Source organism: Tunicatimonas sp., assembly GCF_049647865.1.
Classification (GTDB): domain Bacteria; phylum Bacteroidota; class Bacteroidia; order Cytophagales; family Cyclobacteriaceae; genus Tunicatimonas.
This window is the reverse complement of record NZ_JBARYM010000467.1, coordinates 1-11,311: the sequence shown is the minus strand read 5'-3', so window position 1 is coordinate 11,311 and position 11,311 is coordinate 1. Positions and strand designations below refer to the sequence as shown.

Sequence of the window (11,311 nt, the reverse complement as noted above, 5' to 3'; positions counted from 1 at the left end):
GAAGCAGCTCAGCGAGGTGCGGAAGTAGCCCTTATTAGTGGTCCAGTAGCCATAGAAATTAGCCATCCGGCAATAACCGTAACATTAGTAAGTACCGCTGAGGAGATGCTGAAGGCTAGTCAGGAGCGATTTAGCGAAGTTGATGTTGCTATTTTTGCGGCGGCTGTATCAGACTACGCTCCGGAGAAAAAATATTCTCATAAACTCAAAAAGAAAGATGAAACATTAACGTTAAAACTAAAAAAGAATCCTGATATAGCTCAAACCTTAGGTCAGCAAAAAAAGGATAGCCAAATTTTAGTAGGATTCGCACTGGAAACCAATGATGAACTTACGCACGCCTACAACAAGCTAGAAGAGAAAAACTTAGATATTATCGTCCTCAATTCATTAAGCGATACTGGCGCGGGGTTTGGTTACGATACTAACCAGGTTTCTTTACTCAATCGGAAAAATACTGATGTTCTTAAATTTAATTTAAAAGATAAGGCCGACGTAGCCTGTGATATTTGGAATTTTATTGAGCACTATGAAGCATAGTTTATTTATCGTTCTCATTGTTCTATGCAGCTCGGCTAGTTTAGCGCAAGAACTAAACGCTACCGTACGAGTAAGTGGACAAAATTTGCCCGCTTCAGCCGATCGGGTGGTAGAAGACATGGAAACGGCTTTTGCTCAGTTCTTAAATAATCGTAAGTGGACCGAAGATAGCTACGCCTCGGAAGAGCGAATTAACTGTAATTTCATTATTACTATTGAGGATATGCCCTCGGTAACTGATTTTACCGCGACAGTACAAATCCAATCTTCTCGACCGGTATTTGGTTCTAATTATGAGTCTTTGGTATTTAATTTTGCTGATCGCAATTGGAACTTCCGCTATGCTGAAGACCAACCTCTTATCTTTAACCCTAACGCCTTTACCGATAATATTACCAGCTTACTCTCCTTTTACGCTTACGTTGTTTTAGGAATGGACTATGATTCGTTCAGTAATCTTGGAGGACAGCCCTACTTTGAGTTGGCTCAACAAATTGTGGTAAACGCACAACAACAAGGCGGCGGCTGGGATCAGTTCGGGGGGAATCGCCGAAACCGTTATTGGCTAGTAGAAAATATGATTAACCCCCAGATGATTCCAATTCGGGAGGGACTTTATCAGTACCACCGCCAGGGGCTAGATATTTTTGCTGATGAAGAAGATGAGGGGCGGAGCAATATTTTGGAAGCTCTGCAAGGTATGGAGGAAGTCAGCAAGCTTTTCCCTCAGGCAATTGCCATTATCTCCTTTTTTGATGCTAAAAACGATGAGTTAATTAGCGTTTTTACCAAGGGTGACCCCGCTGACCGGCGAGCAGCGTACAATACACTTGTAGCCATCAATCCCTCTGAAACTGATAAGTATCAAGTCATCATTCAGTAAGTCAGAAAAATCTTCACATAAAATTTATATACTTTATTCTTATCGTAAGAATTTTATTCTTTAATTTTGTATACTGGTACTTAGTTAGAAAGAAGGTGCTAACACCAGAATATCTTCTGCGTTCTTAAACCAAGCTTCGCAATTTGCTGTTGTACCTTTACCCATTTTCAAAACCGGTCAGATAGCGATAGTTAAATAGCAATGTATGCTGCAAAGTCTTACCATAAAAAATTATGCACTTCTTCAGGAGCTTGAAATGCGGCCTTCTGATCAGCTTAATATGATTACAGGCGAAACCGGAGCCGGAAAGTCTATTATGCTTGGAGCCATTGGATTGTTACTTGGTAACCGCGCTGATACTCGCTCACTGTATTCTGATGATCGAAAATGCATCATTGAAGGTGTGTTTACCATTAATAAATTTAGTCTGGAATCTATATTTGATCAGGAAGAACTGGATTATGATCCGATCTGCATTCTCCGGCGAGAAATTAGCCCCAGTGGTAAGTCGCGGGCGTTTGTAAATGATACTCCGGTTCGGTTAGAAACCATGCGAGGCATTGGTCACCTATTGGTTGATATTCATAGCCAGCATGACACGCTTTTGCTAGGAGACAACTCGTACCAACGCGAGGTGATTGATGCTTATGCCGCTAATGAGAAGCGACGAAAAGCGTACTTTAAAAAATATCAGCAGTATCGCCGAGCTAAGCAGGAATTTGAGCGAGTGAGTACTGAAGCTTCGCGCCTTCGCCAAGAAGATGATTATAACCGCTTCTTGTTGGAAGAACTACATCGGGCGACACTACAAGACGGTGAGCAGGAGAAGCTGGAAGAAATCATACAGGTGATGGAAAATGCCGGTCATATTCAGGAGCAGTTACAAACTATTCAGTTATTGTGTTGTGGTGAAGACGTTTCGGTAGATCAGCTCTTAACGCAAATGAAGCAGGCGGTTACCAAGATCACCAGTTTTTCACCAGCCTACGAAGCAATTTACCAGCGGATTGAAAGCTGTCTCATTGAGTTACGAGACGTTAGTGGTGAGGTAGAAACCGAAGCCCTTAAGATAGACTTCGATCAAGAAAAGGTAGAATCTACCGGTGAGCGGCTTGATCTTCTGTACAAGCTTCAACAGAAACACCAACGAAGTTCAGTAGCCGAACTTTTGCAGTTACAGCAGGAATTGGAAGAGAAAGTAGATCAAGTAAATAATTTGGATGAAGAAATCGCTCGGCTAAAAAAAGTACAGCACGTTTCTCATCGTGAGATGCAGGAAGCGGCGGAAAAGCTAACTAAGTCGCGTCAGGCAATATTCACTCCCTTAGCGAAGGAGTTAACCAGATTGCTCAGAAATTTAGGTATTCCGGATGCAATAGTAGACATCGAGCGACAAGAAACTGAGCCTACTGATACGGGTACCGACGAAATTGTGATACTGTTCAGTGCTAACAAAGGGATTGCTCCCCAGGAGCTACGCGGAGTAGCTTCAGGAGGGGAGTTTTCCCGCCTAATGTTCTGCATCAAATATATTTTAGCCGGTAAAACATCCCTACCAACCATTATTTTTGATGAAATCGATACCGGGGTTTCGGGTGAGATTGCTATCAAGATGGTGAACATGATGAAAGAGATGGCCAACAAGCACCAAGTGATTGCCATTAGCCATTTGCCCCAAGTTGCCGCCAAAGGTGACGCCCACTACTTTGTCTACAAGGACAATAGCTCCGAAAAAGCGATTTCCAATATTCGCCGACTATCGGAAGAAGAGCGCGTGGAAGAAATTGCTAAAATGCTGGGGGGCAACAACCCATCCAATATCGCCTACGAGAACGCTAAAGAATTGCTTTCTTATTAAAAGTGTTATGGTGTTTTAGTGCAGTAGGTTTTTATTGTTGACTTCAATCATCAAGAAAAGAACTATAACACTACGCACTATAACACACCTAATACTTCTGCAACCGGCGGGTTCCGGCGTTCACCGCATTCAGAAAACCTATTAGTCCACCCAGTAGATGCGACTCCCAAGAAACGTAGCTTTGAGTCGGTAGTACACCATAGAAAATTCCTCCGTAGAAAATTAGAATAACGATTGAGATCAGCAGCGACTTAAAATCTCGCTGGAACAGTCCGAAGAAAATCAGAAAGAATGCTAGGCCGTAGATTAATCCACTAGCTCCAATGTGGATTGATGTACGAGCAAACAACCAAACCAAAATACCTGTAAAAAAATAACACTGTAAGAACACTTGAGTAGCTACCCGCCGATAGAACATATACAGCACGGTTCCTAAGATTAGCACTGGCATTGTATTAGAAACAAGGTGCGCTACTGATCCGTGTAGCAGCGGAGCCGTAATAATTCCGATAAGTCCTCGGATGGTACGAGGCAGAACACCAAACATTGCTAAGTCTATCGGATAAAGTTGATCCAAAACAAAAGTGCCCCACATTAGGAATACCAAGCGGGCAGGAACCAACATACTACTACTGATAGACTGCATTTTGAAAAATTATCGTTTAAACGGTTATTGTTTTAGACTGCTAACGGAAGATGACGAAGTAAGCCGGATAAATATGGGCAGATGATCACTAAAGCCACCCTGATACCGAAAACCAACATAAGTTCGGTAGGGCTTAAAGCCTAAATTATTCTCATCGGACTCCAGCAGCCATTCAGGATGATAAACTTGCCCTCGGTTGCTTTCAATACGCCAGCTCGACTGAAGGGTTAGCCAATTTTCAGAAACTAGCCACTGATCCAGAACGCCCCACTCTCCCTGATGTTTGTGCGTTCCCTCAAATTGGTAATTACTAATATTCTCGAGCGGTAGGGCTTCAACCAAGTATTTCATGCTAGCATCCTCAGGTGCATCGTTGAAATCTCCGGTTACCAAGATTTGAGCATCCGGCTCGTCCACCAGTATCTTCTTAATGTGTGTAGCTAAAGTAGTCGCGGCTTGCTTTCGCGATTCTTCCGAAACTTTTGTACCACTATATCGAGAAGGCCAGTGATTTATGTAAAGATGTACTACCTTTTGGTTGGGTAACGCTGCTTGTACATATAAAATCTCCCGAGTCTTACGACCGTTGGGTAGTTCTACTGTAATAAATTCTTGGACTTGAATATCAACCAAGTCCGGGCGAAACAACAAAGCCACATCAATTCCGCGAGCATCGGGCGACTCCTGATGAATAATCTGATAGCCGTAGCGGTGCAATGGGGTTTCTCGCAAAAGGGCTTCTAACACGTAGCGATTTTCTACTTCGGCTAGTCCAATAACTGCCGGAGGATTCCACCCTCCCACTCCGGTAATCGCTTTATACGTATGATTTAGTTTTTTGAGAAACCTTCCGTAGGTCCAGTGCCGGTCTCCCGCTGGTAGAAATGCCTCATCTCGAGTAAGAGAGTCATCTTGAACATCAAACAGATTTTCTACGTTGTAGAACATCCATGTCATTTCCTGACTAGCGGATGGCTGCGCGACTGCTCCCAACGGAACCAGAAATAACCAAAAAATATATCGGGCGAACGCAGTCATAGATACGCAAGGTACAAGGATAATTATTGCTGAACCCAACTATTTATGGCTATATCTTACCCTACAACGGAATATTTCCGTGTTTCTTCTTAGGCAACTTATCTACCTTGTTCTCTAACATTTCAAACGCCAGCAACAGTTTGACGCGGGTATCTTCCGGGTAGATTACTTCATCTACGTAACCTCGACTGGCTGCTCGGTACGGATTAGCAAAGGTTTCGGTATACTCATCAACCTTTTTTTGAAGTTCTTCTTCAGGGTTTTCCGCCTGAGCAATATCACGTTTGAAAATGATTTCAGCCGCTCCTTTTGCTCCCATCACCGCGATTTCCGCCGATGGCCAAGCGAAGTTCATATCAGCTCCGATATGCTTGGAGTTCATCACATCGTAGGCTCCGCCGTAAGCTTTACGGGTAATTACCGTTACACGCGGAACGGTGGCTTCGCTAAAAGCATATAGTAATTTGGCCCCGTTGGTAATGATCGCATTCCATTCTTGATCGGTACCGGGTAAAAAGCCGGGTACATCTTCTAGCACCAGCAACGGAATATTAAACGAGTCGCAGAAGCGGACAAAGCGCGCGCCTTTTTTACTAGCGTTGATATCTAATACTCCGGCCAGGCTTGCTGGTTGATTTCCAACAATCCCAATACTTCGTCCGCCTAGCCGGGCAAAACCGACAATAATATTCTCCGCATAATCTTGATGAACTTCCAAGAAACTATTCGCATCAACGATTCCAGACACTACTTCCCGCATATCGTAGGGCTGATTAGGATTCTCCGGTACGATGTCATTTAGGTTGAGTCGCTTCTCGCTCTCCTTTGTCTGATAGGGTAATTGAGGTGAATCTTCTTCGCAGTTTTGGGGCATGTAGGAAAGTAACTGCTGAATACGCCGGATACACTGCAACTCATTTGCATCGCGGAAGTGGGTGACTCCACTCTTGGTACTGTGTGTTGTTGCTCCCCCCAATTCTTCCGAGCTTACCTCTTCGTGGGTCACAGTTTTCACTACGTTGGGGCCAGTTACAAACATGTAAGAAGTATTTTCCACCATAAGAATGAAATCTGTGATAGCGGGTGAATATACTGCCCCACCGGCACAGGGTCCCATTACTGCTGATATTTGAGGGATTAAGCCTGAGGCTAAGGTGTTCCGGTAAAAAATATCAGCGTAGCCACCTAACGAGACAACTCCTTCCTGAATACGGGCACCCCCCGAATCATTCAGACCAATAACTGGGGCGCCGTTTTTCATGGCTAAGTCCATCACTCGAACAATCTTCTCCGCGTGAGCTTCGGATAGTGATCCACCAAAAACGGTAAAATCCTGAGAGAATACGTACACTAATCGTCCACTGATCCGCCCGTATCCTGTTACCACTCCGTCGCCCAGAAAACGTTGCTTCTCTAATCCAAATTCGTGAGAACGGTGTTCTACAAACTTTCCTATCTCTTGAAAACTTCCTTTATCTAGTAACAACTCAAGTCGTTCGCGGGCGGTAAGTTTGCCTTTATCGTGCTGAGCATCAATACGTTTCTGTCCTCCACCCAATTCAGCTTCTTGGTGTTTCTGCGCGAGCGTTTTGTTCTTTTCAGTTCTTATATCGCCATTGCTAGTGGATGAACCTTCGGGTTGTTTTTTCATGTTGTAGTTTTCATTCAGGCATTTCAAAGATAGCGTAAAACCGCAATTTTGCATCCTCTGAGTGGCATAAGTCTCCATTTATTCGTTAATAACTCCATGAGTAACTACGTTGCAACTATTGATTTAGGCACCAATACTTTTCACTTATTGATAGCCAAAATACAGCCCAATCGTGACTTTCAGTTAATTTATCGGGAGCGTATTCCTGTGATGATTGGACAAGGAAGTATTAACCAAGGCTTTATTACTCCCGAGGCAGAAGGGCGAGCTATAGCTGCATTGACCCAGTTTAAAAGTAAGCTCACATTTTATCAGGTTCCATTAGAGCAAGTTCGTTGTACTGCCACTAGTGCTTTTAGAAACGCGAAAAACGGGCAGGAACTAGCCAATAAGATTACTCAGACAACCGAAATCACTGTAGACATCATTACAGGAGAGCAAGAAGCAGAATACATCTACTACGGAGTTCGCCAAGCTATTCCTCTATCTGATGAAAATTCATTAATTATGGATATTGGGGGCGGAAGTGTAGAGTTTATTCTCTGCAATCAAGATCAAGTCTTTTGGAAACAAAGCTTTGAAATTGGTGCCCAGCGCCTACTGGATCGCTTCAATATTCAAGACCCCATTACCGAAGACAATACTGGTACGTTACTAAACTACTTTGCGAAAAATCTAACCCCTCTAGCGACTGCCATAAATCAATATCACCCCGTAACACTAATTGGTGCATCGGGTACCTTCGATACTTTGAGCGAGATTTATCAGCACCGAAGTAATACGGTAGTAGAAGAGAGTGCCCCGGAGCTTCCGCTTACACCAGAGGCTTTTCAGCAGATGCTACGCGATTTCTCCCGAATGAACCGGGATCAGCGACTAGCTATACCTGGAATGATCGAGATGCGAGTAGACATGATTGTACCTGCATCTTGGCTGATACATTTCGTGTTGGAGACCTACCAGATTCATCATATCCGAGTTTCTTCTTATGCTTTAAAAGAAGGTTTAATGACTCAACTAGCCAAACGGTTTAGCTAATCCAGAATATTCTATATTTTTGCTTCGTTTACGGTGCCAACAACTATGGAATATTTCTCCTCTAACTCACTTTCTGATTTTTCTACAGCTATTTTCATGAAAATAGGTTGTTCTACTGAACACGCCGAGTTAGCAGCTCAAGTGCTTTCTTCCGCTGACCTACGAGGTATTGATTCGCACGGAATTGCCCGACTTATTGGCTACGTTCGACTATGGGAGAAAGATCGAATTAACCCTCAACCTAATATTACTATTACTCATCAAACACCTAGCACCGCCGTAGTTGATGGCGATCAGGGACTAGGGTTAGTCGTTGCTCCGGAGGCTATGCAAATTGCAATGCAAAAGGCCAATGAAGTTGGTACTGGTTGGGTGGCTATTCGCAATTCTAACCACTTTGGCATTGCAGGCTATCATGCTATGCTTCCACTACAAAAAGATATGATTGGTATAGCAATGACCAATGCCAGTCCGCTAGTAGCTCCCACTTTTTCTAAAGAAAGGCTGCTCGGCACAAACCCAATTGCCGTTGCTATCCCAGCAGGAAGTGAGCCTCCTTTCGTTGCTGACTTTGCTACTACCACCGTTGCGAACGGGAAATTGGAGGTTTTACAGCGAAAAAATCAGTCAGCACCACTGGGCTGGATTCAAACTAGCGAAGGGGCTCCCTCTCAGAATCCTAAAGAAGTAGCTAACGGAGGCGCACTATTGCCTTTAGGTGGCGATAAAGATCACGGAAGCCATAAAGGATACTGTTTGGGGGCTTGGGTCGATATTTTTTCAGCGGTGCTATCAGGGGCTAACTACGGACCTTGGGTGCCCCCATTTGTCGCTTTTTTGGAACCCTCAGCTAATCCAGTGGGCGATGGGATAGGACATTTTGTGGGGGCAATGCGCACGGATGCCTTCCGTCCGGTTGAAGAATTTAAACAGCACATGGATCAATGGATTACCGCCTTTCGCGAAGCGAATACCGTTGATGGTCAGGAAAAGGTGCTTATTCCGGGTGATCCCGAGCGAGAGCAAGAAGCACTGCGAAAAGAGCGGGGAATTCCATTGTTGCCACCAGTAAGTGACAGCCTTCGGCAGTTAGCTGAAAAGTTTGAGGTAGAGCCTCCTACTAGAATGTGAACCCGGCATTAAAAACCCAAGGACTGTTATAAGGGGAGCGTATATTGTCATGACTTAGATTATAGAACGCGCCAATCATAAAACCGGCTCTCTGACCGATGGATTGAAATAAACCACCACCGATAAAAAGTCCGGGAACCCACTCTCGGGTGATTGGTTCTCGTGGGTCACGAGTGGCAAATGCTACACTCAAGTTTTCATATTCAGATTGCACGAAAAACTGCCGACCGATAACATAGCGAGCAAAGGCTCGAGGTCCGTAGATACTAGAAGCATCGAAGTTCCGAATCTTGAAATAGCGATAGGTAAAACCAGGGCCAGCCGTAAATTTGTCAGTGAATCTGTAACCTACCATGGGTGAAACTTCAATGTAGGTTATCGTTCCGAATTGAAGGCTGAAGTTTCCGCCCGGAGCTATTTTATCGAGGATTGAAGGCTTTTGGTAATAACTCTCATCTTCTTGCTGTGATTGATCTTGATCCTCCTCTTGGGCAACAGAAAACTGACTAATACCAATTACCCCCCAGAGCACCAGTACAAGCCTAATTCGGTTAATAACCTTACTGCTTTTCAAGTACATAAACATCTTCACTGGGCTTTTTCATTAAATATTTCTCGCGAGCAAACTTCTCTAGCATAGCGTCATCTGTTAATAACTTCTCACGGTCCTTTCTCACTTTCTCTGTTTCTCGTTCATAAAAATCCTTTTCTTGTTCAAGGGAACGTATATCCTGATTCCTCTGGAACTGAGAAGGGATATCATTGATATCGAGAAAGAACATCCACAGCAAAAAGCCTACAGTGAAGAGAAAGAAAAAGCTCCTTAGCCACGACGGTATTTTCGGTACTTCCATGTTCATTTAGTTATAACAATATACCTAATTTTACCGGAAAGATATTCTTTCTCTTTCTATCTTACTATTCTACAGTAGCTGATTAGGGTAAAATGCGGTCAATCCTAATGCTTCTTCAATCCGAATTAGTTGGTTATACTTCGCCATCCGGTCGGAACGGGAAGCGGAACCCGTCTTTATCTGTCCAGTATTAAGAGCAACGGCTAAATCGGCAATTGTATTGTCTTCGGTCTCACCCGAACGATGTGACATTACACTCTTATAACCATTTCTTTTTGCCAGATTTACCGCGTCAATAGTTTCAGTCAGCGTACCAATCTGGTTAACTTTAATGAGAATGGCATTACCGATATGTTCGTCAATGCCCCGCTGCAATCGGTTCACGTTGGTTACGAAAAGATCATCACCTACCAACTGCACTTTGTGACCAATGCTCTCAGTATGGGCTTTCCAACCCTCCCAATCATCTTCGTGCATACCGTCTTCAATAGAAATTATCGGATATTTATCTACCCATTCTTTCCAGTAATCGGCCATTTCTTGCGAAGACAGTTTATCGCCGGTAGATGAGAAGTGATAGACCTTCTGCTCCTCGTCGTAAAACTCGGATGAAGCTGCGTCCATCGCGATAAAAATTTCTTCACCGGGTTTGTATCCCGCATTTTCAATGGCTTGGAGAACAACTTCAATTGCTTCTACATTCGACGCTATGTTAGGAGCAAACCCGCCTTCGTCGCCTACATTAGTAGAAAGATTTTTGTCCTTTAGTACTTTTTTCAGGTGATGGAACACTTCTGTTCCCATGCGTAAGGCTTCAGAGAAGTTTTCAGCTTTTACCGGCATCACCATAAATTCTTGAAAATCAATAGCATTATCGGCGTGGCTACCACCGTTTAGAATATTCATCATCGGTACGGGTAGCGTATTTGCATTCACTCCACCAATGTAGCGAAACAACGGCTGATGCACTGATTGAGCTGCTGCTTTAGCTACTGCCAGAGAGACTCCCAGCATCGCGTTAGCCCCTAATACCGACTTGTTATCAGAGCCATCTAGCTCGATCATGGTTTGGTCGATCAGGTTTTGTTCAAATACCGAAACTCCCAAAAGCTTTTCCGCAATTTTATTATTGACGTTCCCCACCGCTTTGGTAACACCTTTGCCCATAAAGCGGGACTTATCGTCATCGCGAAGTTCTACTGCTTCGTGCTTTCCGGTAGATGCGCCCGATGGAACTGCGGCTCGTCCTAGTATGTCTTGAGACGTAATAATATCTACCTCAACGGTAGGATTACCGCGAGAATCTAGTATCTGTCGGGCGTGAATTTTCTTTATAATGCTCATTGTTTAGTTAGTTTTGAACTTAAAAATTAATTTATTTCCCCATTAACGATACAAATTGGTCAAACAGGTAGCGAGAGTCGTGAGGACCCGGTGAAGATTCAGGATGGTACTGTACCGAAAAAGCCTTTTTGTTCTTAACCTGTAGACCAGCCACTGTATTATCATTCAAATTGAGGTGCGTTACTTCCACATCATTCGCGTTTTTAGCCTTATCTAGATCTACCGAGAAACCATGATTTTGGGAAGTCATTTCGCTCAAGCCTGTCGTTAGGTTCTTTACCGGATGATTTAGTCCCCGGTGCCCGTGGTGCATTTTATAAGTAGCAAT

General features: G+C 43.8%; 12 protein-coding genes. 5 read left to right on the top strand and 7 right to left on the bottom strand.

Annotation, left to right across the window (positions count from 1 at the left end; translation table 11 throughout):
• The 3 genes from WBA23_RS13935 to recN form a co-directional block, all read left to right on the top strand.
• On the top strand, nt 1-540 hold a 540-nt coding region (locus tag WBA23_RS13935), incomplete at its 5' end, for a phosphopantothenoylcysteine decarboxylase (protein WP_424582887.1).
• Nucleotides 530-1,423 (top strand): DUF4835 family protein, encoded by an 894-nt coding sequence (locus tag WBA23_RS13930; protein WP_424582886.1) that lies wholly within the window; start codon nt 530-532, stop codon nt 1,421-1,423. The genes WBA23_RS13935 and WBA23_RS13930, both read left to right, overlap by 11 nt.
• A 205-nt stretch (nt 1,424-1,628) precedes the next feature.
• Complete coding sequence (recN, locus tag WBA23_RS13925) at nt 1,629-3,281, top strand: DNA repair protein RecN (RefSeq protein ID WP_424582885.1); 1,653 nt, start codon at nt 1,629-1,631, stop codon at nt 3,279-3,281.
• 88 nt (nt 3,282-3,369) lie between these two features.
• Here the strand turns inward: recN and WBA23_RS13920 are convergent, their stop codons facing one another.
• The 3 genes from WBA23_RS13920 to WBA23_RS13910 form a co-directional block, all read right to left on the bottom strand.
• The gene (locus WBA23_RS13920; protein ID WP_424582884.1) at nt 3,370-3,927 is read right to left on the bottom strand and encodes a rhomboid family intramembrane serine protease; all 558 of its coding nucleotides are present in this window, start codon (nt 3,925-3,927) and stop codon (nt 3,370-3,372) included.
• A gap of 24 nt (nt 3,928-3,951) precedes the next feature.
• Nucleotides 3,952-4,965, bottom strand: a complete 1,014-nt coding sequence (locus WBA23_RS13915) for an endonuclease/exonuclease/phosphatase family protein (protein WP_424582883.1) — start codon at nt 4,963-4,965, stop codon at nt 3,952-3,954.
• Nucleotides 4,966-5,026: 61 nt separating this feature from the next.
• Nucleotides 5,027-6,616 carry an acyl-CoA carboxylase subunit beta gene (locus WBA23_RS13910; RefSeq protein ID WP_424582882.1) on the bottom strand — a complete coding sequence of 530 codons (1,590 nt, stop codon included), beginning with the start codon at nt 6,614-6,616 and terminating at the stop codon, nt 5,027-5,029.
• Between the two features lie 96 nt (nt 6,617-6,712).
• Between WBA23_RS13910 and WBA23_RS13905 the strand changes: the two genes are divergently transcribed.
• Both WBA23_RS13905 and WBA23_RS13900 read left to right on the top strand, forming a co-directional pair.
• Nucleotides 6,713-7,654: an exopolyphosphatase gene (locus WBA23_RS13905; protein WP_424582881.1), complete on the top strand. Its 942-nt coding sequence runs from the start codon at nt 6,713-6,715 to the stop codon at nt 7,652-7,654.
• Nucleotides 7,655-7,699: 45 nt separating this feature from the next.
• Nucleotides 7,700-8,785 carry an Ldh family oxidoreductase gene (locus tag WBA23_RS13900; protein WP_424582880.1) on the top strand — a complete coding sequence of 362 codons (1,086 nt, stop codon included), beginning with the start codon at nt 7,700-7,702 and terminating at the stop codon, nt 8,783-8,785.
• On the opposite strand, the gene WBA23_RS13895 is transcribed toward WBA23_RS13900, so the two are convergent.
• The 4 genes from WBA23_RS13895 to WBA23_RS13880 all read right to left on the bottom strand — a co-directional run.
• On the bottom strand, nt 8,775-9,359 hold the full coding sequence (locus WBA23_RS13895; protein ID WP_424582879.1) for a hypothetical protein: 585 nt from the start codon (nt 9,357-9,359) through the stop codon (nt 8,775-8,777). The two genes, WBA23_RS13900 and WBA23_RS13895, sit on opposite strands and share 11 nt — an antisense overlap.
• Entirely contained in the window at nt 9,346-9,639 is a 294-nt protein-coding gene (locus tag WBA23_RS13890) for an FtsB family cell division protein (protein WP_424582878.1), read from the bottom strand. The genes WBA23_RS13895 and WBA23_RS13890 overlap by 14 nt, the downstream gene beginning before the upstream one ends.
• Nucleotides 9,640-9,708: 69 nt before the next feature.
• Nucleotides 9,709-10,983 carry a phosphopyruvate hydratase gene (gene eno / locus WBA23_RS13885; protein WP_424582877.1) on the bottom strand — a complete coding sequence of 425 codons (1,275 nt, stop codon included), beginning with the start codon at nt 10,981-10,983 and terminating at the stop codon, nt 9,709-9,711.
• Between the two features lie 31 nt (nt 10,984-11,014).
• The coding region (locus tag WBA23_RS13880) for a glutamine amidotransferase-related protein (protein WP_424582876.1) at nt 11,015-11,311 on the bottom strand (297 nt) is incomplete at its 5' end.

Bases quoted from the DNA above. Each gene is read 5' to 3' on its own strand.
- eno (WP_424582877.1), bottom strand. From the start codon at position 10,983: ATGAGCATTATAAAGAAAATTCACGCCCGACAGATACTAGATTCTCGC.
- WBA23_RS13920 (WP_424582884.1), bottom strand. From the start codon at position 3,927: ATGCAGTCTATCAGTAGTAGTATGTTGGTTCCTGCCCGCTTGGTATTC.
- recN (WP_424582885.1), top strand. From the start codon at position 1,629: ATGCTGCAAAGTCTTACCATAAAAAATTATGCACTTCTTCAGGAGCTT.
- WBA23_RS13900 (WP_424582880.1), top strand. From the start codon at position 7,700: ATGGAATATTTCTCCTCTAACTCACTTTCTGATTTTTCTACAGCTATT.
- WBA23_RS13905 (WP_424582881.1), top strand. From the start codon at position 6,713: ATGAGTAACTACGTTGCAACTATTGATTTAGGCACCAATACTTTTCAC.
- WBA23_RS13915 (WP_424582883.1), bottom strand. From the start codon at position 4,965: ATGACTGCGTTCGCCCGATATATTTTTTGGTTATTTCTGGTTCCGTTG.
- WBA23_RS13890 (WP_424582878.1), bottom strand. From the start codon at position 9,639: ATGGAAGTACCGAAAATACCGTCGTGGCTAAGGAGCTTTTTCTTTCTC.
- WBA23_RS13930 (WP_424582886.1), top strand. From the start codon at position 530: ATGAAGCATAGTTTATTTATCGTTCTCATTGTTCTATGCAGCTCGGCT.
- WBA23_RS13910 (WP_424582882.1), bottom strand. From the start codon at position 6,616: ATGAAAAAACAACCCGAAGGTTCATCCACTAGCAATGGCGATATAAGA.